Below are 26,077 nucleotides of genomic sequence, written 5' to 3'. Positions count from 1 at the left end.
CTCCCGAGCATGACCCGCATACCAGGCGACCCGGGCCCGTTAGGCCGCGTCCGGTACGCCCTGGGCTTCCGGCTGCCGCCCCGCAACCGCGAGTGGGTGCGGCACGACCTCACCGACGCGGGCTGGCGGGGCCGGCTGCTGCTGCGGCACCTGTACGTGATGGTCCCGGTCTGCCTGCTGCTGGCGCTCCTGCCCGGGCCGACGTGGATCCGCGCCGCCGTCCCGCTGCTGGCGTTCGTCGCCAGCACCCTCACGGTCGCGATCACCGCCGAGGACCTGCGCCGGTCCCGCCTGCACCGCCACGGCCTGCACCCGCCCGACCGCCGCTGACCGCGCTCCGCCGACCGCCCCGGGGCGGCGCCGCCCGGTCGTCCTAGTAGGCGTGCTCGGACATCAGGCGGCGGGACGCCTCGGTGATGCTGCCCGACAGCGACGGGTACACCGCGAACGTGTGCGCGACCTGGTCGACCGTCAGGTGCTGCTGCACGGCGATCGACACGCCGAGGATCAGCTCGCTGGCCCGCGGCGCCACGATCACGCCGCCCAGCACGATCCCCGTGGACGGCCGGCAGAACAGCTTCACGAAGCCGTCCTCGAAGCCCTGCATCTTGGCGCGCGCGTTGGTGAACAGCGGCAGCATGACCGTCCGGGCGTTGACGTCGCCGGAGTCGACCATCTGCTGCGTCACGCCGACCGACGCCACCTCGGGGTCGGTGAAGATGTTGGAGGCGACCCAGCCGAGCTTCAGCGGCTGGACGGCCTCGCCGAGCGCGTGCCACATCGCGATCCGGCCCTGCATCCCCGCCACCGACGCCAGCATCAGCACGCCCGTGCAGTCGCCGGACGCGTAGATGTGCGGGACGGACGTCCGGGAGACCTTGTCCACCTCGACGAACCCGCGCTTGTCGCAGGCGACGCCGACCTCCTCCAGGCCGATGCCCGTGGTGTTCGGCACCATCCCGACCGTCATCAGGCAGTGCGTGCCCTCGACCTTGCCGCCGTCCTCCAGCGTGACGATCACGCCGTTCCCGGACCGCTCGACGCCCGCGGCCCGCGACCGCGACATCACGTTCATCCCGCGCCGCAGGAACACCTCCTGCAGCACGGACGCGGCGTCGGCGTCCTCCGTCGGCAGGATCCGGTCCCGCGAGGACACCAGCGTGACCTTCGACCCCAGCGACAGGTACGCCCCGGCCAGCTCGGCGCCGGTGACGCCGGACCCGACCACGATCAGCTCCTCGGGCAGCTCCGGCAGGTCGTACAGCTGCCGCCAGTTGAGGATCCGCTCCCCGTCCGGCTCGGCGCCGGGCAGCACCCGCGGCGTCGCGCCGGTCGCGATCAGCACGATGTCGGCCCGGATCCGCCGCTCCCCGACCGCGACGACGTGCGGCTCCACCAGCCGCGCCTCACCCCGGACGATCTTCACTTCCTCGTAGGCGAGCCGTTCCGCGACGTCGAACGACTGGGCCCGCGCGAGGTCCTTCACCCGCTTGTTGACGTTGGCCATGTCGACCTCGAGGCCGCCGACGATGCCGTCGGGACCGCCGCTGAAGCGCAGCCCGAGCCCGGCGGACTCGGACATGACCGCCATGCGGGTCGACGTGGCGATGAGCGTCTTGGAGGGGACGCAGTCGGTGAGCACGCACGCGCCGCCGGGCCCGTCCCGCTCGATGACGGTCACGTCCGCGCCGAGCTGCGCCGCGACGAGTGCGGCCTCGTAGCCGCCCGGTCCTCCTCCGATGATCACGATGCGGGTCACATCTCCCATTGTTTCCTACTCAGACCAGTGATAAGACCCGCGGGTACGCGAACGCCGCTCCGCAGCGGTCCCGCCCTCTCATGTGGCGTAGCCTTGGCCAACGTGGCTCTGTACGCGGCGTACGCCTCCAACATGGACCCCGAGCAGATGGCGAGCCGGGCTCCCCACTCGCCCATGCGCGGCACCGGCTGGCTGACCGGCTGGCGGCTGACCTTCGGCGGCCAGGGCTTCGACGGGGCCCTCGCGACCGTCGTCGAGGACGACTTCGAGCAGGTCTTCGTGGTGATCTACGACGTCCCGGCCTTCGACGAGAAGGAGCTGGACGCGTGGGAGGGCGCCGCGCTCGGCGTCTACCGCAAGATCCGGGTCCGCGTGCAGACGCTGGACGGGGACGCGCTGTGCTGGCTCTACGTCCTGGACGACTACGAGGGCGGCCTGCCGTCCGCGCACTACCTCGGCATCCTCGCCGACGCCGCCGAGGCGGCCGGCGCCCCGGACGACTACGTCAAGGACCTGCGCACCCGCCCCTGCAAATCCCTAGGCGACTGACCCACGAGCAAGCCGACGCGGCGCGGCGGGCGACCAGAACCGAGGAGGATCGCCCCTGGCGGCGGCGCCCTTCCCGCGAGTGAGCCGACGCGGCGCGGCGGGCGACCGGAGCGGAGCGAGGATCGCCCGGCCGGGGGACGGCTGTAGTGTCGGCGATGTGAGCAACGACGCTTTTGACCTGGCGCGGGCCGCCGCCGACGAGCTGCGGACGCGCACCTCCATCGACTCCTTCGACGTGGCGCTGGTGATGGGGTCGGGCTGGGTCCCGGCGGCCGACGCGCTCGGGGCGCCGGACGACGAGCTGCCCGTCACGCTGCTGCCGGGGTTCGCGGCGCCCGCCGTCGAGGGCCACGCGGGCAAGGTCCGGATCGTGGAGGTCGGCGGGCACCGGGCGCTGGTGTTCCTCGGCCGGACGCACCTGTACGAGGGACGCGGCGTGGACGCGGTGGTGCACGGCGTCCGGACGGCTCTGGCGGCGGGCGTCGGAACCGTCGTGCTGACGAACGCGGCGGGCGGGCTGCGGCCGGAGCACCAGCGGGTCGGCGACCCGGTGCTGATCTCCGACCACCTGAACCTGTCGGGCGCGAACCCGCTGACGGGGCCGTCGTTCCTGGACATGACCGAGGCGTACTCGGCGAGGCTGCGCGCGCTGGCGAAGGAGGTCGACCCGACGCTGGCGGAGGGCGTCTACGCGGCGTTCCGGGGCCCGACGTACGAGACGCCGGCGGAGATCCGGATGCTGCGGACGATGGGCGCCGACATGGTCGGGATGTCCACGGCGCTGGAGACGATCGCGGCCCGGCAGGGCGGCGCGGACGTGCTGGGGATCTCGCTGGTCACCAACATCGCGGCGGGCCTGTCCGGGGAGCCGCTGGACCACGAGGAGGTCCTGGCGGCGGGCCGCGCGGCGGCGGGCCGGATGGGCGAGCTGCTCGGCACCGTCCTGACGAAGCTGTGAGCATGAGCGACCTTCGCGGATACGCCGAGGAATGGCTGGCGCAGGACCCGGACCCGGATAACCGCGCGGAGCTGCGCGCGATCCTCGACGCGGGCGACGACCGGGCCCTCGCGGACCGGTTCGGGTCCCGGCTGGAGTTCGGGACGGCGGGGCTGCGCGGCGAGCTGGGCGCCGGGCCGAACCGGATGAACCGGGTGACGGTGATGCGTGCGGCCGCGGGCCTCGCCGCGTGCCTCCCGGCCGGCGGCCGGGTGATCGTCGGGTTCGACGCGCGGCACGGGTCGCGGCGGTTCGCGCAGGACACGGCGGCGGTGCTGGCGGGCGCGGGGCTGCGCGCCGAGGTGTTCGCGGACCCGGTCCCGACGCCCGTCCTGGCCCATTTCACGAGGTCGTTCGGCGACATCGTGGCGGGCGTCATGGTGACGGCGAGCCACAACCCGCCGCGCGACAACGGCTACAAGGTGTACTGGGGGGACGGCGCGCAGATCGTCCCGCCGCGTGACGCGGAGATCTCCGCCGCGATCGACGCGGTCGGCCGCGTGGACGAGCTGCCGCTCGGCTCGGACTGGACCGTCCACCACGACACCCGCCTCTACCTGGACGCCCTGGCGGACCTGCGCCTCGGCGATGAGCGCGACATCTCGATCGTCTACACGCCGATGCACGGCGTAGGGCGCGACGTCCTCCTCGCGGCGTTCGAGCAGGCCGGGTTCCCCGCGCCCGTCGTCGTCCCCGAGCAGGCCGAGCCCGACCCCGACTTCCCGACCGTCGCGTTCCCGAACCCGGAGGAGCCGGGCGCGCTCGACCTGGCCCTCGCGCTCGCCCGCGACCGGGACGCCGACCTGGTGATCGCCAACGACCCCGACGCGGACCGCTGCGCCGTCGCCGTCCCCGGCCCCGGCGGCTGGCGGGCGCTGACCGGCGACGAGGTCGGCGGGCTGCTCGCCGAGCACGTCCTGCGGCACACCGCCGGCGACGACCGCCTGGTGGTGACCACGATCGTGTCGTCGTCGCTGCTGGCGTCGATCGCGCGCGAGCACGGCGTCCGGTCGGCCGAGTCCCTCACCGGCTTCAAGTGGATCATGAAGGCGGGCGGGCCGGGCGACCGGCTCGTGTTCGGCTACGAGGAGGCCCTCGGCTACAGCGTCGGCGACGACCGGGGCGTCCTGGTCAACGACAAGGACGGCATCGGCGCGGCCCTCGCCGTCGCGGCGCTCGCCGCCGAGGCCCGCCGCGACGGCCGCACCCTGCTCGACCTCCTCGACGACCAGGCCCGCCGGTACGGGCTGCACGCCACGTCCCAGCTGTCGGTGCGGGTGGACGACCTGTCGCTGATCGCCGGCGCGATGGCCCGGCTGCGCGCGAACCCGCCCGCCGAGCTGGCCGGACGCGCCGTGGAGGCGTTCGACGACCTGTCCGGCGGCGTGGACGGCCTGCCGCCCACCGACGGCCTGCGGTTCCGCCTCGGCGGCGCCCGCGTCGTCATCCGGCCGTCCGGCACCGAACCCAAGCTGAAGTGCTACCTGGAGGTCGTCCGCCCGGTGTCCGGCGACGTCGCGGCGGCCCGCGAACGCGCCGCCGCCGACCTCGACGCCCTCCGCGAGGACGTCTCCGCCGCCCTCGCCCTCACCTGACCGCGCCCGCGACCAGCAGCCCGATCAGGGCCACCAGGGGAACCAGCAGGGACGCGAGGGCCGGGACGGACCAGCTGATCGTCCCGGTCGCGCCGTCCTTCTCCGCCTTCGCCTCGGCGGCCCGGTCGAGCGCCTCCGACCTGGTCTTCGTCCGCTGCCGGTCCCGGATCTCGTTCAGCTGCTGCGCCGCGTACGCCGCCGGGGTCCGGCCCTTCAGCGCCGCCGCCATCTTGTCCTCCGACCGGCGCGCCCGCGCCTCCGCCTTCGCCTGCGCGCGCGGCGACGTCTGGTGCACCCACGCCCGCGTCTCCAGCTCCCGCCCGTCCGGCCCGTCGAACTTCACGGTCACCGCGTTCGTCCCCACGATCTCCCGGACGGCCGGCCACGGCGCCCGCGTCTCCCGCAGCGGGTTGCGGACCGCCACCGCCTCCTCGGTCCCGATGATCGCCGGACGGAGCCCGACCGTGTAGGCGATGCCGCAGCCGAGCAGCAGCAGCGCCCCGATGGTGAAGGCGGCCAGCGAGTACGTGGCGTCGCCGGTGACGCCGAACACCAGGTCGATGATGTTGAGCCCGGCGAACACCAGCCACACGTACGCGGCGATGCGCCCGCCGGTGGAGCGAATGGTCAGCATGGCCCGATCATGCCAGGGGCCGCGCGCCGCTCCACTTGAGCTGCGCGAATCCGGGCTTGATCACCCCGTTGATCAGTTCCAGCCGCTCGTTGAACGGCACGAACGCCGACTTCATCGCGTTCACCGTGAACCACTGCAGATCGTCCCACCCGTACCCGAACGCGTCCCGCAGCTTCGCGAACTCCCGCGACAGCGTCGTCCCGCTCATCAGCCGGTTGTCGGTGTTCACCGTCACCCGGAAGCTCAGCCGCCGCAGCAGCCCGATCGGGTGCTCCTCGATCGACTTCGCGGCGCCCGTCTGGATGTTCGACGTCGGGCACATCTCCAGCGGGATCCGCTTGTCCCGCACGTACCCGGCGAGCCGGCCGAGCCGCGCCTCTTCCCCGTCCACCTCGATGTCGTCGATGATCCGCACCCCGTGCCCGAGCCGGTCCGCGCCGCACCACTGGATCGCCTGCCAGATCGACGGCAGCCCGAAACCCTCCCCCGCGTGGATGGTGAAGTGCGCGTTCTCCCGCTGCAGGTACTCGAACGCGTCCAGGTGCCGGGTGGGCGGGTACCCCGCCTCCGCGCCCGCGATGTCGAACCCGACCACCCCGAGGTCCCGGTACCGGACGGCCAGCTCCGCGATCTCCATCGACCGCGCCTGGTGCCGCATCGCCGTCACCAGCGTCCCGACCCGGATCCCGAAGTCCCGACGGGCCTTCGCGAACCCGTCCAGGACCGCCTCGACGACCTGCTCCAGCGTCAGGCCGCCGCTCAGATGCTGCTCCGGCGCGTACCGGACCTCCGCGTACACGACCCCGTCGGCCGCCAAGTCCTCGCCGCACTCGTACGCGACCCTCGTCAGCGCCTCGACGGACTGCATCACCCCGACGGTGTGCGAGAACGTCTCCAGGTACCGTTCCAGCGACCCGGAGTTGGACGCCTCCTCGAACCACGCCCGGAGGTTCTCCGGGTCCGTGGTGGGCAGCGCCTCGTACCCGCTGTCCCGCGCCAGGTCCACGATGGTCGCGGGCCTGACGCCACCGTCGAGGTGGTCGTGCAGCAGCACCTTCGGTGCCCGCCGGATGTCGTCGAGAGTCGGCCGATCGTCCATCTCTAGAATCTACTGCCCGCGGTACCCCGCGGACCTCGGCGACTCTTGCCGACACCCGGGAAGCTCAGTCGGCCTTCGCGTAGTCGCCGATGTTCCCGGCGAAGTCGAACACGATGCACGGCTCGTCCCCGACGACCCACGCGTCATGACCGGGCGAGACCACGAACACGTCGCCGGGCCCGACTTCCTGCTCGGCGCCGTCGCTCATCCGTATCCGCATGCGCCCGTCGACGACGTAGCCGTTGTGGTGCACCTCGCAGAGCTCGGTGCCCGCGATGTCCCGGACGGACTCCGTCCAGCGCCATCCCGGCTCGAACGTCGCCTTGCCGAACACCAGCCCGGACATGTTCACGACCTCCAGGTGCCCCCTGGGGAAGTCGCGGCGGTCGTCCGGCTTCTCAATGCTCTTGATCTCCATCATGACGATTCCCCCCTTTCGTCATCACTTCCACGTTTGCACCACCCCTGACCAGAGACAAGACCCCCCTTCCGGGCAACGAAAGCCTTCGGCACCAGGCGGCCGCACCGCTGATCCGCAGGGGTTCAGGCAGCCCGATCGAGATCGGCGGGCGGACTCGTGGCACGGGGCACCCCCACGTCCCGAGGCGGAAGAAGCCGGTAGACGTACCGCCCATTCGGATCTTTGCTGATGCGGATCCGGTCGGGGTTGGCGTGCTTGAAGCGGTTGTGCCATCCGCACGTCAGGGCGAGCTGATCGATGTCGGTGGGCGATCGTCCGAGCGCCCATCCGTGCACGTGGTCGACCTCGCACAGCGCCCCGGGCACCTCACACCCCCGCACCGCGCACGAGGAGTACAGCGTCTCCAGCACCTGCCGCTGCGCTGCGGAAGCGAACCGCTCCCGGTAGCCCAGGTACAGCGGAGTGTTCCCTCGCCCCAGAAGCAGGGGCGATACCCCAGCCGCCAGCGCGATGCGCCGGGCCTGGGCGGCGGGAATCGGAGTCCCATCGGCAAGACGGCCCGGAGCGTTGCCGCCGGTCAGCGTCTCCAGGTCGCAGATCACGGTGACCTTGGACGCCTTGTGCCCACCCGACAGCACGCTCGACAGCGCCGCCGCCGTCCGTTCTGCGAGGTCCCGGCGATCGTCGGGCCCGGCCGGCTTGGCCAACGGAGCCAGAGTGCCGTCCCAGATCGCGGCGTCCTCGGGGTTCAGCCACCCATTCACATACCGGCCGCCGTCCAGCGAGCGCGTGGTCGTCAGCCACGACTTGTCATAGCCCCGCTTGGTGTCCTCGTCCGGGGCGTCCTCGGTGCCGTCGCGCTCGGCGATGAGATCACGAATCCGCCGCCCGAACGCGGCGACCTTCCCGGCCGAAAAACCCTGCTCGACGAAGCCCAGCAAGGTCGCCTCGGCCTCAGCGCAGTCGGTGTCGTCCAAGCGCACGACCGAGTCGGCGACAGCGGCGGCGTAACCGTAAGAAAGATCTCCGGCGGCGAGGCGTTCGGCCACCTGCGGGAGACGATGACGCTGCCGGGCGAGAACGAGCCGCTCCTTGGCACGACCGTCCCGCATGCCCAACCGCGATCGCAGCCAAGCCTGCGTGGAGGGATAACCCCATCGCGCCTGCTCTCCGGCGGCGTCGACCCGACCGATGAACGATGCCAGTGCGCTTTCCTGCATATCGGAAGCCGCGACGAGAGTCTCGGTGAGTTCCAGACAGGCGGCCGCCGAATCAGGGGCGTCTCGTCCAGCGAGTTCAGCGGCGATCACCGAGAGAGCGTCCACCAATTTCGCAGTGGACGCCTCATCGAGATCGACCCGAACTGAGCGCATGGGTCAATAATATCGTCCAACCGACGCACTCATCTTCAAAGAAGGGATGGATTATCCTCACCCCACAGATAGGTATGGCCAGCTATACCTATGCGAAATTTCGACAGCTCAAAATTGCATGGCTCCGACGGCAGACCCACTCGACAACCGCCCCTCACGTGGAGAGCGGTGGGGGCGGCGCGACCCGGGGCGGGGCAGGCGGAGCCTGCCCCCATCACCTGCCCAGGGGCCGCAGAGGCTCCAAAGTCAAGGGTGGACGAAGTCCATCGCGAAGCGACGCCGAAGGCGCCCTTGACTTTGGAGGGGCGGCCCCGTACGCAAGCGCCGCCCCCACCGCCCGATATCCCCTCTCCCGATATCCCATTGCCCGGCGCCTTATCGTCGCCACACCCTCACACGGACTGGCCGGTTTCGAGCTTTTCATAATCGTAGGTCATGCCGATTCCAAGGGTGCTCTGCATTGGAAGGAGTCCGGTGCCGACAATGTCGAGAACGATAGGCATCAGCAAATCCGCCAATTCCTTCACCTCGCCGGACGTGAGGAGATCCCACGGACCAGCGGCGAGTTCGTCGGTGCGCTTCTCGACCGCCGCGCGAACCCGGACGCCCTCTTCGGTAGCGGTGACCGCCACAGCGCTCGCTTGACCGACACGCCCGGGCGCCGCCGCCCCCTCCGCCCCCGCCTCGCCGACGTCGCCCGCCTCGCCCGGCACGCCCGCCTTTTCCCCAGCCTGGCCGACCGCTTCCCCATCCGCCCGCACCAGCCCGCGAGCGGCGAGACGGTCACGAGCGGCGTTCCACTGCTCGACGGTCCACTGCCGGCTGGCGAACACTTCGGCGGGAGCGGCACCCACTGCGGCGTGCGAGACCAGCGCCTCGGCGGGACCGATGTCATGGGCCCGGAGCGCCGCTATGTGGCCGTCGCCGCGGTGCTCGCGCAGGATGGTGGCGGCCTGCCACAGCACCATGTGCGGCTCGTCCGGCCAGGGCAGTGCGGCATTGGCGGCGGCCATCGGCCGATCCGCCACGTCCGCCGCCTCGGCGACTCGACGCGCCGTCTGGGCGGCTTGCCGCAGTTCCGGCGAACCGATCCGGTCGCCCAGGATCCGGCGCAGCGCCCGGTCCATGGCGCTACGGCGCGCGGCCAGAACCTGCTCGGGCGTTGCCGTCTGCCAGGCCGACGCCATGTACCGCTCGACCATCTCCGGGTTGAAGCTGTAGAAGAGCTCGCTCACCGTTGACGCGTCCACCGCTCCCAGGGGAGCGGCCCGGTACGGGAAGTAGCTCGGCCAGCGCTCGTCGACGGTATATCCCAAGGCCGCAGCCTCTTCGGAAGCCTCAGGCGCGTAGTACAGGACGGCATGGACAGGCTCCAGCAGCTGCCACATCTGCCGGACGGTGCTCAAGTCATGGTTCATGGCCATCTCCGTCACCTCTGCACTCCCCGCTCACCGCTCTCCGCTCGTAGGGGTCACGGCTCGCGGCTCGCAATCTTGTCACTGTCTAGATCCGGATACAGCTTCACCCGCGAACGCGAACTTGTCAATGCCTAGTTCCGGCGACGGCGCCGCCGCTCAGCCCTCCGAGGCGCGGCGAAGAAGAGTCCGGACGTCCTCGACGTACACCAGGCGCCGGAACGGAACCCGCCGGTACCTGATCGGGAAGCCGAAAGAGGCCCGCTCACCCGTCCGATGCTCCACGAGCACGCGGACCTCCCCGTCCAGAACCGGCAGTTCACGGTAGAGAAGCCCTACGAGCACGCCGAGGCAACCCCAGGTACGGGACGGCAGCGCATTTCCGTAGACCAGGGCAGCGCAACGACACGTACGTGCCTTCTCGTGAACGGCGGGCCAGAAGGAGTCCTCACCCCGGAGGCGGTCCCAGTCCACGGCGAGGTCCTCGTGCGTAGGCTTCTGCACTCGCACCTGGCCCTGACCACGGACCCGCCCCCATCCCTGACCACGGACCTGCCTCCGTCCCGGCTTCAACCGACGCTCCCGCGGCTGAGCACCCGCCGTCGAGCCGTCCAAGACGACCCACCGCAGCGGGACGCCCCGAAAGCGGCCCCACTCCCCCTGAGCCGTCCTCAGAGCCGCGAGCAGAACCTGGACGACATCTCCCCCGGCCTCCGCAGAAAAGACGTCCAGCTCCCGCACAGCGGTCAGGAGATGCGGTCGAGGATGAGGGGATGAAGGTCCGGCGTCCCGCTCTCTTCGACGGAGAACGCGCCGTCCAGCGATTCCAGCGCGCGCGCGAACCGAGACTCGTCGTCGGCATGCAGCGTCAGCAGCGGCTGCCCGGCCGTGACGCGGTCACCCGGCTTGGCATGGCACGTGATCCCGGCCGCGAACGACACCGGGTCCTCCTTGCGCGCGCGCCCGGCGCCGAGACGCCACGCGGCGACGCCGACACCGTAGGCGTCCAGACGAGTCAGCACACCGGACGACGGCGCCGCGACGACATGGTTCTCCCGCGCGGACGGCAGCGCCGCGTCCGGGTCGCCGCCCTGAGCGCTGATCATCCGGCGCCAGACGTCCATGGCGGACCCGTCCTTCAGCGCGTCCACCGGGTCCTTCCCGGAGACGCCGGCGGCGGCCAGCATCTCCCGCGCCAGCGTGAGCGTCAGCTCCACCACGTCGGACGGCCCGCCCCCGGCCAGCACCTCGACCGACTCCGCGACCTCGACGGCGTTGCCGACCGCGTTGCCGAGAGGGCGGTCCATGGCGGTGAGCAGGGCGACCGTCCGCAGCCCGTGATCGGTGCCGATCGCGACCATCGTCTCGGCGAGCTCCCTGGCCGTCTCCGGTGTCTTCATGAACGCGCCGGAGCCGACCTTGACGTCCAGGACCAGCGCGCCCGTCCCCTCGGCGATCTTCTTGGACATGATCGAGGACGCGATCAGCGGGATCGACTCGACGGTCCCGGTGACGTCCCGGAGCGCGTACAGCTTGCGGTCGGCGGGGGCGAGCCCGCTGCCGGCGGCGCAGATCACCGCGCCGGTGGAGCGCAGCACGTCCAGCATCTCGGCGTTCGACAGCGACGCGCGCCAGCCGGGGATGGACTCCAGCTTGTCCAGGGTGCCGCCGGTGTGGCCGAGGCCCCGCCCGGACAGCTGCGGGACGGCCGCGCCGCACGCCGCGACCACCGGCGCCAGCGGCAGCGTGATCTTGTCTCCGACGCCTCCGGTGGAGTGCTTGTCGGTGGTCGGACGGTCCAGCGCGGACCAGTCCATCCGCTCGCCGGACCGGATCATCGCCTCGGTCCAGCGGGCGACCTCGGCGCGCGTCATGCCGTTGAGCAGGATCGCCATCGCCAGCGACGCCATCTGCTCCTCGGCGATCTCGCCGCGCGTGTAGGCGTCCACCGCCCAGTCGATCTGGTCGGCGGTGAGCGTCCCGCCGTCGCGCTTGCTGCGGATGACGTCGATGGCGTCCACAGTGTCCTCTCAGTTCGGAACGGAGCCCCTGGGCCGGACCTTGGCCGGACTCGGTCAGGACTTGGTCGGCCCCCACGGGTGAGGGGTCGGGGCGTCAGGCCCGGGTGATCAGGTCGTCGGGGCCGAAGGCGTCGGGCAGGACGTCCGACATGGGCAGGATGCCGCGGACGGTCTCCAGCAGCGTCTGGGCGCCGCCGTGCTCCCACAGGAGCTGGCGGCAGCGCCCGCACGGCATCAGCGGGTCGCCGTGCCGGTCGACGACCGAAACCGCGACGAGCCGAGGCGTCCCGGTCTTGCCGGGCCCGTGCAGCGCCGACACCAGGGAGCATTCGGCGCACAGCCCGACCCCGTACGAGGCGTTCTCGACGTTGCAGCCGGTGATGACACGCCCGTCGTCCACCAGCGCCGCCGCTCCCACCGGGAAACCGGAGTAGGGCGCGTACGCGCGCTCCATCGCCTCCCGCGCGGCGGTGCGCAGGGCAGGCCAGTCGATATCGGTCATGCACCCATGATCTCTCAGGAAGGCACCGGGTCAGCGGGTCAGCGGGTCTCGCAAGACCGAGCCAGCGAGCCTCGCGTCGCCGGGCAAGCAAACCTCACCGCACCAGCACAGCAAACCTCACGACACCAGCAAAGCAAGCCTCACGACACCAGCACAGCGAACCTCACCACACCAGCACAGCAAGCCTCACCGCGCCAGGTCAGCGAGCCTCGCCGCGCCGGTACCGCAGGCCGTCGGCGGCGGGCATCCGCAGCCGCTGGCTGGCGAGCGCGAGGACGAGCAGCGTCGTCAGGTGCGGGCTGAACGACACGAGCTCACCGGGGACGGCGTCGCTCAGCAGGAACCAGATGAGCAGCGCCGCCGCCGCGACCAGCGACAGCACCGCGCCGACGTAGGCGCCGCGGACCTCGCGCCGCCCGAGGTCCGTCACGACCTGCGAGCGCAGCCGGTTGGCGCGCACGCCCTGCCACACCGCGACCCCGATGAGCAGGATCGTGACGAACAGCAGCAGCGCGTGCACGGACTGGCCGCCGCCGCGCACGTTCATCGCGTCGGTGTAGCCGAACAGCAGCGACCCGGCGGCGAGCCCGCCCGGACGCCAGTTCCCGAAGATCATCGACGCGAGGCCGATGTAGCCGCGTCCGCCGGTCTGCCCGTCCTGGTAGAGGGTCGCGGCGACGGTGACGAGGAACGCGCCGGCGAGGCCGGAGAACCCGCCCGAGATGATCACGGCCGCGTACTTCATCCGGTACACGTGCACGCCGAGGGACTCGGCCGCGTACGGGTCCTCGCCGCAGGACCGGATCCGCAGCCCGAACGGAGTTTTCCACAGGATCAGGAAAGTCAGCGGGATCAGCAGCAGGCAGACCACGGTGAGCAGTGACAGCCCGTTCGTCACCCCGCGAAGGATGCCCGCGATGTCCGACACCAGGAACCAGTGGCGGTTCTCCAGCGAGCCGAGCCAGTCGGGGCTCTCCCAGCCGCCGATCTTGCCGCCGGACAGCACCGGCAGCGTCAGCGTCTTGATCGGGTCGATCGGCGGCGACTGCCGCGGCCCGCCGCCGAGGTCCTTCGCGTGCCCGGTGTTGAAGATCAGCCCGGCGAGGAACTGGGTGAGGCCGAGCCCGAGGATGTTGATCGCGACACCGGACACGATGTGGTCGACGCCGAACGTGACCGTCGCGACGGCGTGCAGCAGCCCGCCGAGCGCGCCGCCGAGGATGCCGAACAGCACGCCGATCCAGGGACCCCACTGGTAGCCGGCCCACGCCCCGGTCCAGGTCCCGAGGATCATCATGCCCTCGAGCCCGATGTTGATCACGCCGGAGCGTTCCGCCCACAGCCCGCCGAGCCCGGCGAGGAAGATCGGCACGGCCAGCCGGAGCGCCGCGCCGACCGTCCCGCTGGAGGTCACGTCGTTCGCGCCGTCGATCACCCGGACGAGCGACAGCAGCACCAGCATCCCCGCCGCGATCAGCAGGTAGTGCGGCCAGCGCAGCCGGAACTTGCCGTTCCCCGCCTTCGCCGGCGCGACGGTCTCGGTCGCGGTCATGAGGTGCTCCCAGCGGCCTCGCGGGCCAGGTCATGGCCGGTGGCGAGCTCCGCGGCGACGGACCGCTGCTGCAACCGGATCTCCCAGCGCCGGACGAGCTCGTAGACGATGACGACGGTCAGCACGACCACGCCCTGCATCACCCCGACGATCTCCTTCGGGACCTCGACCTCCTGGAGGATGTCGGAGGTCTGGTCGAGGAAGGCGAACAGAAGTGACGCGAGCGCGATCCCCGCCGGATGGTTGCGGCCGAGCAGCGCGACGGTGATGCCGGTGAAGCCGAGGCCCGCCGGGAAGTTCAGCGAGTAGTCGTAGGACTCGCCGAGCAGCCCCGGGATGCCGATCAGCCCGGACACCGCACCGGACGCCACCATCGTGATCACGATCATCCGCTTGGCGCTGACGCCGCTGGCCTGCGCGGCGGACGGGGACAGCCCGGAGATCTTCAGGTCGAACCCGAACCGGGTGTAGTTGATGACCACCCAGAACACGACGCCGACCACGATCGCCAGGGGCAGCAGCCCGTACACCGCGCCGGGCAGGTCGATACCGATCGCCGACAGGAAGCCGTTCAGCGGCCCGACCCGTCCCGAGTGCGGGATGGTCGCGGTCGCGACGTCGTTGCTGTTCGGCCGGGGCTCGGCGAGCCGCTTGTCGTTCAGCAGGTAGGCGATGACGCCGGTGGCGATCGCGTTCAGCATGATCGTCGACAGCACCTCGCTGACCCCGCGGGTCACCTTCAGCACGCCCGCGATCGCCGCCCACAGCCCGCCGACCAGCACCGCCGCGACGATCACCAGGATCTGTCCAAACGGCGCGGGCAGCGAGACCGCGCCGCCCAGCGCAGCGGCGAGGAACGCCGCCAGCCGGTACTGGCCGTCCACGCCGATGTTCAGCAGCGCCATCCGGAAGCCGATCGCGACCGCGACCGCCGACAGGTAGTACCGGGTGGCGCGGTTGATGATGTCGACGATGGAGTGCTGCTGCGTGCCGTAGTCGACCATGCTCTGCACGGCGCTGACGGGGTCGGCGCCGGTCAGCCGGAGCAGGATCATCGTGATGCCGAGCGAGATCAGCAGCGCGAGGATCGGCGCGCCGATCTTCAGGCCGAGCCCGGTCGGACCGAGCCCGCGCAGGACCGCCTTCCACGACGGCACCGGCTCGGGCCCCGCCTTCACCGGCCCCCCGCGCTCCGAAGGATCGGGCTCAGCCGGCTTGGGAACCTCCACCCGCTCCGCCCCGGAGCCAACACCGGCCCCGGACGCCGTGCCGGACTCGGACGCATCACTGGATCCCGAAGCCGCGCCGGATCCGGACGCCGTGTTGGGGGCGGAGGCCTTGTCGGGCTTGGGGGGCTTGTTCTGGTCGGAGGGCGGGGTGGGGGGGTCGTTCGGGTCCGGGGTGTCGTTCGGGCCGGTCATGACGGGTCCCCGGCGCCGGTCATGGCGGAGCCGAGCTCCTCCGGGGTGACCGTCCGCGGATCGACCTCCGCGACCAGCCGGCCCCGCAGGATCACGTGCAGGGTGTCGGACATTCCGATGAGTTCCTCAAGATCGGCGCTGATCAGCAGCACGGCGAGCCCGTCGGCGCGGGCCTGGCGCAGGTAGTCCCAGATGGCGGCCTGGGCGCCGACGTCGATGCCGCGGGTCGGGTGCGCGGCGATCAGCAGCCGCGGCTCGCCGGACATCTCCCGCCCGACGATCAGCTTCTGCTGGTTGCCGCCCGACAGGGCGGCGGCGGGCACGTCGATGCCGGGCGTCCGGACGTCGTACTCGCGGACGATCCGGGTGGTGTCGCGGCGGGCGCCGCGCCGGTCCACCCAGGGGCCGCGGACGTTGGGGCGCTGCGTCTGGTGGCCGAGCACCCGGTTCTCCCACAGGGTGGCCTCCAGCACGAGCCCGTGCCGGTGCCGGTCCTCGGGGATGTAGGCGATGCCGGCCTCGCGGCGGCGCCGCGTCGGCCAGTGCTCGATCTCCTCGCCGCCGTAGACGATCGTCCCGGCGTCCGCGGACCGCAGGCCCATGATCGCCTCGATCAGCTCGCTCTGCCCGTTGCCCTCGACGCCGGCCAGCCCGACGATCTCGCCGCGCCGGATCCGCAGCGAGACGTCGTCGACGACGGGACGGCCCTCGGGGGTGAGGACCGTGAGCCCGCCGACCTCCAGCTGGACGTCCTCGGTGACGGTCGAGTCCCGCAGCTCCGGGGTGGGAAGCTGCGAGCCGACCATCAGCTCGGCGAGCCGCCGCGAGGTGACCTCGGACGGGTCGAGCCGCGTCGCGACGGTGGTGCCGCGGCGGATCACCGAGATGGTGTCGGCGACCGACAGCACCTCGTCCAGCTTGTGGGAGATGAACAGGACGGTGAGGCCCTCGGCGCGCAGCTCCCGCAGGTTGCCGAACAGCTCCTCGACCTCCTGCGGGACGAGCACGGCGGTGGGCTCGTCGAGGATCAGCAGGCGGGCGCCCCGGTACAGCACCTTGAGGATCTCGACGCGCTGCCGCTCGCCGACGCCGAGCGTCTCGACGAGGACGTCGGGGTCGACGCGCAGCCCGTACGCCTTCGACATCTCGCGGATGCGGGCGCGGGCGGCGTCGAAGTCGATGCGGCCGCGCAGCCAGCCCTTGGCGCGCGGCTCGGCGCCGAGGATGACGTTCTCCAGCACGGTCAGGTTGTCGGCCAGCTTGAAGTGCTGGTGGACCATGCCGATGCCGCGGGCGATCGCGTCGGCGGGGGTGCGGAACGACACCGCCTCCCCGTCGATCTCGATGGTGCCCTCGTCCGGCCGCTGCATCCCGTACAGGATCTTCATCAGCGTGGACTTGCCCGCGCCGTTCTCGCCGCAGAGCGCGTGCACCTCGCCGGGTTCGATGCTCAGGTTGATGTCGCGGTTGGCGACGACGCCGGGGAACCGCTTGGTGATCGATGTCAGCCGCACGGCCGGCACCTGGTCAGGCACGAGTGCCCCTCCTCCTGCCTCGGGATACGCGGCCGGGGCGCGCGCGCCGGGCGGCGTCGCGTCGGCGACGCACGGCCCGGGCGCGCGCGCCCGGCCGGGAGACGGCCGGGCGGGCCGGCCCGGCGGATGCCGCGGCGGCCCGCCCTGTCCCCACTACGGCTTCGTCGGGACGGTGATCTTGCCGGCGACGATCTGCGACTTCAGGTCGTCCAGCTTGGCCTTGATGTCGTCGATGTTGCCGCCGGTGGTGGCGTAGCCGACGCCGTCGTTCTGCAGGTTGTACTGCACCGTGCCGGGCTTGAACTGGTTGTTCGCGACCGACTCGACGAAGTTGAACACCGACAGGTCGACGTGCTTGACCATCGAGGTGAGGATGTGCGTCTTCACGTCGGCGACGGCGGGCTGGTTGTACTGGTCGGAGTCGACGCCGATGGCCCACTTGCCGGCCGCGCCGACGGTCTTGATGACGCCGATGCCGGCGCCGCCCGCGGCGTGGTAGATGACGTCGGCGCCCGCGTCGAGCTGGCCCTTGGCGGCCTCGTTGCCGAGCCCGGTGTCCTTGAAGCCGTTGAAGTTCGGCGGCTCGGTCAGATACTTGGGCGGCAGCACGGTGATGCCGGGCTTGGCCTTCTTCGCGCCCGCCTGGTAGCCGGCGAAGAACTTCTGGATCAGCGGGACGTCGACGCCGCCGATGAAGCCGATCTTCCCGGTCTTGGACTTCAGCGCCGCGGCGGCGCCGACCAGGAACGAGCCCTGCTCCTCGGAGAAGCAGGAGCCGGCGACGTTGGCGCCCTCGACCTTGCAGCCGTCGGCGTCCACGACGAAGAACTTGGTGTTCGGGAAGGCCTTGGCGACCTTCAGCAGCGACGCGGTGTAGGAGAAGCCGACGCCGATGACCGGGTTGTAGCCGGTGCTGGCGAGCAGCCGCAGGCGGGACTCCTTGTCGGAGTCGGGCTCGTCCGGCTGCGCGGAGATCTCCTTGGTGGTGACGTGCAGGTCCTTCTCGGCCTTCGTGAGGCCGGCCGCCGCCGAGTCGTTGAACGACTGGTCGCCGCGGCCGCCGATGTCGAACGCCAGACCGACCTTGAGGGTCTTCTTGCCGTCGCCGCCGTCGCTGTCGCCGCCGGCCTTCTTGCCACCGCACGCGGAAGCGCCGCCCAGCGTCAGCGCCGCACCCGTCACGGTGACGAGAGTGATCTTCAGTCCACGGCGCAAGGTAGCGCTCCTTCCGTTCCCCACCCGGGATCGGCGGCCGCTCGGCCACCGAAATCGTTGGGACGCTACCTCGCGTTCGGTCAATAGCTGCCGACTTGCACCGTTTCGCAACAGGTCCGTTACCAATGCGTACGCATATCGGCACAGGTCAGCGTGCGGGTGATCGCTGCGCGTGACCGTTCCGGGGGACGGGCCGGCGGCCGGAGCACCGCCGCCGGCCCGCCTCACCGGAGCGCCGGACGCCCGGCGCCGGGCTTCGGACGCCGGGCCGGACACCAGACATCCCGGGCGCCACACGCCCGGCGCCACACGCCCGGCGCCGGACGCCGGAGGTCAGGCGTCGGGCGTCGGGCGTCAGGCGTCAGGCGTCAGGCGTCAGGCGAGGGTGGCGCCCTCGACGGTCTCCGGGTCGGCCGGGCGGCCGCCGTCCCACAGGGCGGTCAGCGCCGTCGCCGCCAGCACCCGCACCCCGACCGGGATGCACCGCTCGTCGACGTCGAAGTCGCCGCGGTGCAGGTCGTACTCGCCGGGCGAGCCGGGGGTGCGGACGCCGAGCCGGGCGAGGGCGCCCGGGATCGACTCCAGGTACCAGCCGAAGTCCTCGCCGCCGAGGCTCTGCGGCGTCGGCACCACGCCCTCCGGCTCGAGGACCTGCGCGGCCGCGTCGCGGAACATCTGCACGCTCGCCGCCTCGTTCACGGTCGGCGGGACGCCCCGGACGTACTCCAGCGACGCCTCCACGTCGTAGGCGGCGGCGACGGACTGCAGCAGCGCCTTCATCATCTCCGGCGCGCGGTGCCACGCCTCGTCGTCCAGGCACCGGACGGTGCCCTCGGCGATGCCGTCGTCGGGGATCGCGTTGGCGACGGACCCGGCCGACACCCGCCCCCACACCAGCGACAGGCTGGAGCGCGGGTCGACCCGCCGGGACAGCGCCGCCGGCAGCTCGGTGACGATCTTGGCGAGCGCGTACACCAGGTCGGCGGTGAGGTGCGGCCGGGCGGTGTGCCCGCCGGGGCCGGTCACCTTCACGTACACCTTGTCGCAGGCCGCGGTGATGGGCCCGGAGCGCAGGCCCAGCTCGCCGACCTCGATGCGCGGGTCGCAGTGCAGCGCGAACGCGCGGTCGACGCCGGCGATGCCGCCGGCGGCCATCACGTCCAGCGCCCCGCCGGGGGTCTCCTCGGCCGGCTGGAACAGCAGCCGGACCCGGCCGGGCAGCAGCCCCGCCTCGGCCTGCTGGGCGAGGAACAGGCCGGCGCCCAGCACCATCGTGGTGTGCACGTCGTGCCCGCACGCGTGCGCGACGCCCGGCGCCGTCGACCGGTACGGGGCGTCCTCCTTCTCGTCCTGCAGCGGCAGCGCGTCGATGTCGGCGCGCAGCGCGATGGTCGGGCCGTCGCCCGGGCCGATGTCGCAGAACAGCCCGGTGCCCTTCGGCAGGATCCGCGGTTCGAGCCCGGCGAGGCGCAGCCGCTCGGCGATCCGGGCGGTGGTGCGGTGCTCGTTGTAGCCCAGCTCGGGGTGCATGTGCAGGTCGCGGCGGAACGCGACGAGCTCCTCCTCGTGCCGGGCGAGGAACACCTCGAGCTGCGGCCGCAGGGCCGCCGGGCGCTCGCTGCCCGCGGGGCCGTGCGGTCCCGGGGCGGTCGGTGGTTCAAGGCCGGGCATCACCCCGGGTCCCGGTTGTGTCATGTGCGCCCCCTGCGCGAGGGCGGGGCCGGTCGGCCGCCGCCCGGAGTTCTTCCCGGCGCCGCCGCTGCCGGCCGCGCGGGTGTTCTGTCCTGTGCCGGTGCCGCCCGTGGTGCCGGCGTCACCGCTGTCGTCACGGGCACCGGACGCACCGGTGCCCCCCGTGCTCTCTCCCGAAGCGCCCCTGGCCGTTCCCTCGGGGCCCCCGTCCGGGCGGGCCGGCCGCTCAGGCCCCGGCATGGACGACCTCCCCCAGTGCGACGAACCTGTCCTCGGCGAGTTCGGTGACCGCCGCGTCGACGATGTTCTCCAGCGATCCGCCCGCCGCCCGGATCGCGCGCTGCCGCTCGTACGCGGCCCCGTTCTCCAGGACCTCGCCGGCGACCTTGAGCTCCTCGGCGCAGCCGAGCCGGTCGGCGACCGGTTCCAGTTCGCGGATCAGCTCGTACAGGTCGTCGCGGAGCGGCGCGGTGTTGCCGCTGTCGTCGGTGATGACGATGGCGTCGAGGCCGTAGCGGGTCGCGCGCCACTTGTTGTCGCGGACGACCCACGCCGCCGGGCGCGGCAGCGTGTAGCCGCGGTCGAGCTGCTGTTCGAACAGCGTGACCAGGCTCTGGCACAGCGCCGCCGCCATGCCGACCTCGCGCAGGGTGGGGATCCCGTCGAACATCCGGATCTCGACGGTGCCGAAGTCCGGGTGGGGGCGGATGTCCCACCACACCTCCTTGATGCTCCGGATGGTTCCGGCGCGAAGCAAGGTGTCCATGTAATCCTCGAAGGCCGCCCAGTCGTCCAGCAAGTGGGGAGGACCGGCCGTCGGCAGCTGACCGAAGACGACCGCCCGGCAGGACGCCAGCCCGGTGTCCGCGCCGCTCCAGAACGGGCTGGACGCGGTGAGCGCCAGGAAGTGCGGGAGGTAGGACGACAGCGCGTTGACGATCGGGATCGCCTTGGCGCCGTCGGAGACGCCCACGTGGACGTGCACGCCGAAGGTCTGGATGCGCCGGGCCAGCCACTGCATCTGCTCGACCAGGTCGGCGTAGCGCTGCGTCGGGGCCATGACCGCGTCGCGCCAGTCGCTGATCGGGTGGGTGCCGGTGCAGGCGAGCTCGATGCCGCGGTCGGCGGCGGCGGTGCGCAGCTCGCCGAGCGTGGCCGCGAGGTCGTTCTTGGCCTCGCCGACGGTGTGCGAGATCCCGGTCACGACCTCGACGGTGGACTCCATGAGCTCGTGCCGCACCTTGGCGATCTCGCCGTCCTCGCTGAGCGACGGCAGCGCGGCGAGCACCTGGCGCGCGTCCTGCCGCAGGTGCCTGGTCTCCGCATCGACGAGCTGGATCTCCCACTCGACGCCGAGCGTCGTGCCCCTCGATGCGTTGAACTCAATGGCCACGGCCAACCTCCGTCCACAATCCTTGCAGGTCGTTGCGTGGCACGTGGCGCAATTCAGCCAGCGGGTCCCTAAGCCTGGACAAACGCCGGGTCCAGGTCACGTGTTCACACCATCATGGCGCCCGCGCCCGCCGCCACGCCGGACTCCATGCCCTTCGCGGGTCAATTGACCCGTACGGGCCGCCTGCGGGCCCGGGCGTCCCCTACTTTTCGGTCATTGATCATGTACCCGGCACCATTCGATCGAACTAGTCCGCCCGACCCAAACTACCTGCGGCGACGGACGGTGACCGAGCCTAGCGTCCGCTTACATACCGTGAGTAGTCATAAGCACCACAAAAATCGTCTAACGCACCATACGCCTCATCCGTCCCGAGCTTGCCGTCTTCACGGTCGGGTACCCCTTCGCCGGATGTGTCGCCTAGTCTTCGGGGGAGCCATGGGCGTGCGGGGCGGAACGGCCGCTGCGGGACTGAGGAGCGTCGGAAGCTTGCGAGCAGGACGACAGGGGCGGACCGGTGTCCGGCGCGCCGTGCCGAGGATGACCGTACCGATGATCGTGCCGCTGAGCGCGGTCTGCCTGCTGGCGGCCCCCGCGGCCGCGAGCCCGGCCGCGGCGCCGCAGCGCGACCCGGTCGGCGGGCCGCAGCTGGCGAGCCGCGGCATCGTGCTGAACAAGGCGCCGGGAGTGCCCGCGCTGCCGAAGCTGCAGTTCTCCTCCTACCTCGTCGCCGACGCCGACACCGGCGAGGTGCTGGCGGGCAAGGACCCGCACGGGCGGTACCTGCCGGCCAGCACGCTGAAGACGCTGACGTCGGCGACCCTCGTCACCAAGCTCGATCCGAACCGGCTCGTCCGCCCGTCGCAGAAGGCGTGCGACGTCGAGGGCACGAAGGTCGGGCTGACGCCGTCCATGCAGTACAAGGTCTCCGACCTGTTCCACGCGCTGATGATGATGTCGGCGAACGACGCGGCGGTCACGCTCGCCGAGGCCAACGGCGGCATGAAGAAGACCATCGCCGACATGAACACCGAGGCGAGGTACCTGCACGCCGACGACACGCTCGCCGCGTCGCCGAACGGCCTCGACGTCGACTACGGCCTGAACATCCGCACCCAGCACACGTCGGCCTACGACCTGGTGCTTTTCCTGCGGGAGGCGATGAAGAGCCCGCAGTTCCGGACGTACGTGCAGGCCACCCAGTTCCAGTTCCCGGCGCCGCCGACCAAGAAGGAGAGGAAGAAGCACAAGAAGGTCGGCGGCTATCCGATCTACACGCACAACAAGCTGCTGCCGGGCCAGAAGTACGGCTACCGCGGCATGCTCGGCGGCAAGAACGGCTACACCGTGCACGCCCAGCAGACCTACGTCGCCGAGGCGCGCCGCGACGGGCACACGATCATCGTCTCGGTGATGCACGGCGAGGGCTCGCCGTTCCAGGCCGCCGCCAAGCTGCTGGACTGGGGCTTCGCCGCGCGCGGCAAGGTGCAGCCGGTCGGCACGCTGGCGGCGCCCGGCGACACCCAGGCCAAGAAGCACACCGACGGCGAGTCGGGCGGCGTGCTCCCCGGCACCTCGCTGGACTCCTCGGGCGGCTCGTCCGCGCTCGTCTGGGAGATCGGCGGCGGGACGGCCGGCGCGCTGCTGGCCATCGGCGTGCTGTTCGCGGTGTACCGGCGCCGTCGCCACCACCCCGTTCCGAGCCCCGCCGGGAACACCGGCCTCGGCGGCGCTGTGGGACCGGGCGGGAACGTCCGCCCCGCCCAGGGCCCTGCCGGAAACAGCGGCGGGAACACAGCGGACGGCGGGAACACCGGGCACTACGCGGGGCCCTACAACGACGGCCCTTACGGCCCCTACGACGACGGTTCCTACAACGACGGCTCTTACAACGACGGGGCCCGTTAGAGCCGTTCAGGACGCCCGGGCGTCCGTGGCGCCGTCCCGTTCCCGCTCGCGGGGCTTCTCCGGCTCCCTGCGCTTCTCCGGTCCGGGGCGGTCCTCCGGTTCGAGGCGGTCCTCCGCTTCACGGCGGTCCTCCGCTTCACGGCGGTCCTCCGCTTCACGGCGCTTCCCCGCTTCGCGGCGCTCCTCCGCCTCGCGGCGCTCCTCCAGTTCGCCGATCTCCCGGTCGGCGAGGTTCTCCGGGTCCTCGGCGTCGGCCTTCAGCACGACGCGGCGGGTCGCGGTCCACGCGGCGACGAACAGCGTGAACCGGGACACGATGTTGATCCACACCATCAGCCCGACCAGGACGGCGAACGAGGCGTACACGGGGTTCTGCGTCGTCCGGCCGATCAGCAGCGTCGCGACCTGCTTGAGCAGCTCCAGGCCGAGCGCGCCGAACAGCGCGCCGCGGATGATCCGCCGCCACGGCGCGATCGTCCCCGACAGCCGGGTGAACAGCACCAGGAAGATCACCGTGTCGAACGCGACGGCGCAGGCCAGCGACAGCAGCCGCAGCCCGGTGCCGGCGCCCGGGACATCCTCCAGCGAGAACCAGCCGAGGACGGTGTGGGTCGCCGACGAGGTGACCGTCGACACCGCCATCCCGCAGATGAGGATCACGCCGAGGAACGCGAGCACGGCGAGGTCCCACAGCCGCTTGAGGAAGAAGTTGCCGCCGCCGGTGGGCGGGTTGCCCCAGATGTCGCGCAGCGACTCGCGCAGCACCTGCACCCAGCCGAGCCCGGTGAACAGCAGCGCGACCAGGCCGACGACGCCGACCGCCGTCTTGGACTGGGCGATCTGCTCGACCTGGAGCTGGTCCGACAGCCCCGGCAGCAGCTCCTGGACGGCCCTGACGAAGTAGTCGCGGGCCTGCGTGCTGATCCCGACCAGATAGCCGAGCAGCGAGTACGCCAGCGCCAGCAGCGGGAAGAACGACAGGAACCCGTAGCAGGTCAAGGCGGCGGCGAGCCGGTCACCGCGGCGCTCTTGGTAGCGCTCGAAGGCGCGGGCGAGGTGGTCGAACCAGCGCCAGCGGCCGCGGGCGGCGCCCAGGACGGCCTTCCCGTCCGCCAGCAGAGCCTCGATCCACCGCTGAACCCCGCTGATCACCTGCCGCATGTACGCAACGTACCCAACCCTTGGCTCTCGATGCGGCGGACGGTAATCAACCGTTGAACGTTGAGTGGCGTTTCCCATTGCCGAACACGAAATCGCATTGCGGCCGCCACACGCCGTCCAGGCCGTGCTCGTACAGCGAGAAGCCCCACGCCTCGAACTCGGCGCGGTAGGCGGACATGTCCTTGTAGGCGCGGTCCATCACGTCGTCGGGCAGGTGGTGGGCGATGGTGATGTGCGGGTGGTACGGGAACGGCAGCGGCCGGGCGAGCGGCCCCGACGCGACCTTCGCCTGCACGCGCTCGCAGCCGCCGATTCCCTGCGCCAGCGCCACGTACACGACCGGGGACACCGGTCGGAACGTTCCGCTGCCGCGCAACCGGATACGGAACGGCCGCTCGGAATGCGCGACGTCCAGCAGATGCGCCTCGATCGCCCCCATCTCGTCGGGGGCGACCTCGGTCGGCGGCATCAGCGTGATGTGCGTCGGGATCGCGGTGGCGAGGGGGTCGCCGTAGGAGGCGCGGATGCGCTGCAGCTCCGTCCCGTACGGCTCCGGGACCGGGATCGCGACCCCGATCATCCGGACGCCGCCGGCGGCCGGGCCCCCGGGCACCCCGATGAAGGTGTCCGCGAGCCCGGGACGCGCCCCCTCGCCCGCCACGGTCAGCGACCGCGTCCCACGAAGCCGACCCGCTCACGGACGATCTCCATGGTGCGCGCCGCGACCGCCCCGGCGCGCTCGGCGCCCTTCTCCAGGATCCGGTCCAGCTCCGCCGGGTCGTCCAGCAGCGCGGTGGTGCGCTCCCGGATCGGGGTGAAGGTGCCGAGGACGACCTCGGCGAGGTCCTTCTTGAACTGGCCGTAGCCGGACCCCGCGTACTTCGCCTCCAGGTCGGGGACGGACGTGCCGTCCAGCGCGGAGTAGATCCGCAGCAGGTTGGTGACGCCGGCCTTCTTCTCCTCGTCGTAGACCACCTCGGTGCCGGTGTCGGTGACCGCGCGCATGATCTTCTTGCGCATCGGGCCGGGCTCCTCCAGCACGTCGATGATGCCCTGCGGCGAGGACGCCGACTTGCTCATCTTCGCGTCCGGCTCCTGCAGGTCGGTGATCTTGGCGGCGCCCTCCGGGATGTGCGCCTCCGGGACCACGAACGTCTCGCCGAACCGGTGGTTGAACCGCTGCGCGAGCGTCCGGGTCAGCTCCAAGTGCTGCCGCTGGTCCTCGCCGACCGGGACGCGCATCGCCGCGCTGCCCGGCTCCGGCGTGTACAGCAGGATGTCGGCGGCCTGCAGGACCGGGTAGGTGAACAGCCCGACGCTCGTCCCGGACGTCCCCTGCTTGGACGACTTGTCCTTGAACTGGGTCATCCGGCTCGCCTCGCCGAACCCGGTGATGCAGCCGAGCACCCACGCCAGCTCGGCGTGCTCGGGGACGTGGCTCTGCACGAACAGCGTCGCCCGGTCCGGGTCGACGCCCATCGCGATGAGCTGCGCCACCGACACCCGCGTCCGGCGTCGGAGCAGCTCCGGGTCGTGCTCCACGGTGATCGCGTGCAGGTCGACGACGCAGTAGAACGTCTCGTGCGTGTCCTGGAGCGACACCCACTGCCGCAACGCGCCCAGGTAGTTGCCGAGGTGGAACGAGTCGGCGGTGGGCTGGATGCCGGAGAACACCCGCGGGGCGGGCGCGGCGGCCGGGCTGACTGGGCTAGACGCTTCGGGCATGTGCACGGACCGATTCTCTCAGGTGTCGTCGGAGGCTCCGCCGCCGGTGGCGGCGTCGCCGGCCGGCCGCGGGGCCGCGGCCGGTGGCGCGGGCGTCGCCGGCACCGCGG

Annotated in this window: 23 protein-coding genes; 5 read left to right on the top strand and 18 right to left on the bottom strand. The window is 71.6% G+C overall.

What is annotated here, in order from left to right:
- The first annotated feature begins 9 nt into the window (after window positions 1-9).
- Window positions 10-330, top strand: coding sequence for a DUF5313 family protein (locus tag amrb99_RS42740; RefSeq protein WP_190867428.1), 321 nt, complete (start codon window positions 10-12; stop codon window positions 328-330).
- Between the two features lie 43 nt (window positions 331-373).
- On the opposite strand, the gene amrb99_RS42735 is transcribed toward amrb99_RS42740, so the two are convergent.
- Window positions 374-1,759, bottom strand: a complete 1,386-nt coding sequence (locus tag amrb99_RS42735) for an NAD(P)H-quinone dehydrogenase (RefSeq protein WP_190867426.1) — start codon at window positions 1,757-1,759, stop codon at window positions 374-376.
- 102 nt (window positions 1,760-1,861) lie between these two features.
- On the opposite strand from amrb99_RS42735, the gene amrb99_RS42730 reads away from it, so the two are divergent.
- The 3 genes from amrb99_RS42730 (at window position 1,862) to amrb99_RS42720 (ending at window position 4,900) form a co-directional block, all read left to right on the top strand.
- Complete coding sequence (locus amrb99_RS42730) at window positions 1,862-2,308, top strand: gamma-glutamylcyclotransferase (RefSeq protein ID WP_151543661.1); 447 nt, start codon at window positions 1,862-1,864, stop codon at window positions 2,306-2,308.
- A 157-nt stretch (window positions 2,309-2,465) separates the two neighbouring features.
- Window positions 2,466-3,266 (top strand): purine-nucleoside phosphorylase, encoded by an 801-nt coding sequence (locus amrb99_RS42725; protein ID WP_190867424.1) that lies wholly within the window; start codon window positions 2,466-2,468, stop codon window positions 3,264-3,266.
- A gap of 2 nt (window positions 3,267-3,268) precedes the next feature.
- Window positions 3,269-4,900, top strand: a complete 1,632-nt coding sequence (locus tag amrb99_RS42720; RefSeq protein WP_190867422.1) for a phospho-sugar mutase — start codon at window positions 3,269-3,271, stop codon at window positions 4,898-4,900.
- On the opposite strand, the gene amrb99_RS42715 is transcribed toward amrb99_RS42720, so the two are convergent.
- The 14 genes from amrb99_RS42715 to amrb99_RS42650 form a co-directional block, all read right to left on the bottom strand.
- A complete protein-coding gene (locus amrb99_RS42715; RefSeq protein ID WP_190867420.1) occupies window positions 4,893-5,534 on the bottom strand; it encodes a PH domain-containing protein in 642 nt (213 codons plus the stop codon). The genes amrb99_RS42720 and amrb99_RS42715 overlap by 8 nt on opposite strands.
- A 7-nt stretch (window positions 5,535-5,541) precedes the next feature.
- A complete protein-coding gene (locus tag amrb99_RS42710; protein ID WP_190867418.1) occupies window positions 5,542-6,633 on the bottom strand; it encodes an adenosine deaminase in 1,092 nt (363 codons plus the stop codon).
- 64 nt (window positions 6,634-6,697) lie between these two features.
- On the bottom strand, window positions 6,698-7,054 hold the full coding sequence (locus amrb99_RS42705; RefSeq protein WP_190867416.1) for a cupin domain-containing protein: 357 nt from the start codon (window positions 7,052-7,054) through the stop codon (window positions 6,698-6,700).
- Between the two features lie 122 nt (window positions 7,055-7,176).
- Entirely contained in the window at window positions 7,177-8,427 is a 1,251-nt protein-coding gene (locus amrb99_RS42700) for an HNH endonuclease signature motif containing protein (protein WP_190867414.1), read from the bottom strand.
- Window positions 8,428-8,819: 392 nt separating this feature from the next.
- Window positions 8,820-9,851, bottom strand: coding sequence for a hypothetical protein (locus amrb99_RS42695; RefSeq protein WP_241756473.1), 1,032 nt, complete (start codon window positions 9,849-9,851; stop codon window positions 8,820-8,822).
- Window positions 9,852-10,001: 150 nt separating this feature from the next.
- On the bottom strand, window positions 10,002-10,583 hold the full coding sequence (locus amrb99_RS42690; protein ID WP_190867412.1) for a hypothetical protein: 582 nt from the start codon (window positions 10,581-10,583) through the stop codon (window positions 10,002-10,004).
- 5 nt (window positions 10,584-10,588) lie between these two features.
- A complete protein-coding gene (locus amrb99_RS42685; protein ID WP_190867411.1) occupies window positions 10,589-11,863 on the bottom strand; it encodes a thymidine phosphorylase in 1,275 nt (424 codons plus the stop codon).
- Window positions 11,864-11,957: 94 nt separating this feature from the next.
- On the bottom strand, window positions 11,958-12,365 hold the full coding sequence (locus amrb99_RS42680; protein WP_190867409.1) for a cytidine deaminase: 408 nt from the start codon (window positions 12,363-12,365) through the stop codon (window positions 11,958-11,960).
- Window positions 12,366-12,564: 199 nt separating this feature from the next.
- Window positions 12,565-13,917 (bottom strand): ABC transporter permease, encoded by a 1,353-nt coding sequence (locus amrb99_RS42675; RefSeq protein WP_190867406.1) that lies wholly within the window; start codon window positions 13,915-13,917, stop codon window positions 12,565-12,567.
- Entirely contained in the window at window positions 13,914-15,095 is a 1,182-nt protein-coding gene (locus amrb99_RS42670) for an ABC transporter permease (RefSeq protein ID WP_347257103.1), read from the bottom strand. The genes amrb99_RS42675 and amrb99_RS42670 overlap by 4 nt, the downstream gene beginning before the upstream one ends.
- A 239-nt stretch (window positions 15,096-15,334) precedes the next feature.
- Complete coding sequence (locus tag amrb99_RS42665; protein WP_190867404.1) at window positions 15,335-16,873, bottom strand: ATP-binding cassette domain-containing protein; 1,539 nt, start codon at window positions 16,871-16,873, stop codon at window positions 15,335-15,337.
- Between the two features lie 153 nt (window positions 16,874-17,026).
- Entirely contained in the window at window positions 17,027-18,088 is a 1,062-nt protein-coding gene (locus amrb99_RS42660) for a BMP family ABC transporter substrate-binding protein (protein WP_190867402.1), read from the bottom strand.
- Between the two features lie 375 nt (window positions 18,089-18,463).
- Window positions 18,464-19,783, bottom strand: a complete 1,320-nt coding sequence (locus amrb99_RS42655) for an amidohydrolase (RefSeq protein ID WP_190867400.1) — start codon at window positions 19,781-19,783, stop codon at window positions 18,464-18,466.
- 223 nt (window positions 19,784-20,006) lie between these two features.
- Window positions 20,007-21,173 (bottom strand): glutamate--cysteine ligase, encoded by a 1,167-nt coding sequence (locus amrb99_RS42650; RefSeq protein WP_190867398.1) that lies wholly within the window; start codon window positions 21,171-21,173, stop codon window positions 20,007-20,009.
- A 540-nt stretch (window positions 21,174-21,713) separates the two neighbouring features.
- Here amrb99_RS42650 and amrb99_RS42645 point away from each other — a divergent pair.
- The gene (locus amrb99_RS42645; protein WP_206700330.1) at window positions 21,714-23,081 is read left to right on the top strand and encodes a D-alanyl-D-alanine carboxypeptidase; all 1,368 of its coding nucleotides are present in this window, start codon (window positions 21,714-21,716) and stop codon (window positions 23,079-23,081) included.
- 6 nt (window positions 23,082-23,087) lie between these two features.
- Here amrb99_RS42645 and amrb99_RS42640 read toward each other — a convergent pair whose 3' ends face one another.
- The 3 genes from amrb99_RS42640 to trpS are packed head-to-tail and all read right to left on the bottom strand — an operon-like array spanning window position 23,088 to window position 25,967.
- Window positions 23,088-24,242 (bottom strand): YhjD/YihY/BrkB family envelope integrity protein, encoded by a 1,155-nt coding sequence (locus amrb99_RS42640; protein ID WP_190867395.1) that lies wholly within the window; start codon window positions 24,240-24,242, stop codon window positions 23,088-23,090.
- 46 nt (window positions 24,243-24,288) lie between these two features.
- Window positions 24,289-24,903: a 2'-5' RNA ligase family protein gene (locus amrb99_RS42635; RefSeq protein ID WP_347257102.1), complete on the bottom strand. Its 615-nt coding sequence runs from the start codon at window positions 24,901-24,903 to the stop codon at window positions 24,289-24,291.
- A 2-nt stretch (window positions 24,904-24,905) separates the two neighbouring features.
- Entirely contained in the window at window positions 24,906-25,967 is a 1,062-nt protein-coding gene (gene trpS, locus amrb99_RS42630; RefSeq protein ID WP_190867449.1) for a tryptophan--tRNA ligase, read from the bottom strand.
- Window positions 25,968-26,077: the final 110 nt, after the last annotated feature.

This window comes from Actinomadura sp. RB99 (assembly GCF_014706005.1).
In the GTDB taxonomy this organism is placed as follows: domain Bacteria; phylum Actinomycetota; class Actinomycetes; order Streptosporangiales; family Streptosporangiaceae; genus Spirillospora.
Note: the sequence above shows the minus strand (reverse complement) of the source record. Positions and strands in the feature narration are given on the sequence as shown.

Coding starts and splice junctions, on each gene's coding strand:
- amrb99_RS42740 (WP_190867428.1), top strand. CDS start 10: ATGACCCGCATACCAGGCGACCCGGGCCCGTTAGGCCGCGTCCGGTAC.
- amrb99_RS42720 (WP_190867422.1), top strand. CDS start 3,269: ATGAGCGACCTTCGCGGATACGCCGAGGAATGGCTGGCGCAGGACCCG.
- amrb99_RS42715 (WP_190867420.1), bottom strand. CDS start 5,534: ATGCTGACCATTCGCTCCACCGGCGGGCGCATCGCCGCGTACGTGTGG.
- amrb99_RS42710 (WP_190867418.1), bottom strand. CDS start 6,633: ATGGACGATCGGCCGACTCTCGACGACATCCGGCGGGCACCGAAGGTG.
- amrb99_RS42705 (WP_190867416.1), bottom strand. CDS start 7,054: ATGATGGAGATCAAGAGCATTGAGAAGCCGGACGACCGCCGCGACTTC.
- amrb99_RS42700 (WP_190867414.1), bottom strand. CDS start 8,427: ATGCGCTCAGTTCGGGTCGATCTCGATGAGGCGTCCACTGCGAAATTG.
- amrb99_RS42695 (WP_241756473.1), bottom strand. CDS start 9,851: ATGGCCATGAACCATGACTTGAGCACCGTCCGGCAGATGTGGCAGCTG.
- amrb99_RS42680 (WP_190867409.1), bottom strand. CDS start 12,365: ATGACCGATATCGACTGGCCTGCCCTGCGCACCGCCGCGCGGGAGGCG.
- amrb99_RS42675 (WP_190867406.1), bottom strand. CDS start 13,917: ATGACCGCGACCGAGACCGTCGCGCCGGCGAAGGCGGGGAACGGCAAG.
- amrb99_RS42655 (WP_190867400.1), bottom strand. CDS start 19,783: ATGACACAACCGGGACCCGGGGTGATGCCCGGCCTTGAACCACCGACC.
- amrb99_RS42645 (WP_206700330.1), top strand. CDS start 21,714: ATGACCGTACCGATGATCGTGCCGCTGAGCGCGGTCTGCCTGCTGGCG.
- amrb99_RS42640 (WP_190867395.1), bottom strand. CDS start 24,242: ATGCGGCAGGTGATCAGCGGGGTTCAGCGGTGGATCGAGGCTCTGCTG.
- trpS (WP_190867449.1), bottom strand. CDS start 25,967: ATGCCCGAAGCGTCTAGCCCAGTCAGCCCGGCCGCCGCGCCCGCCCCG.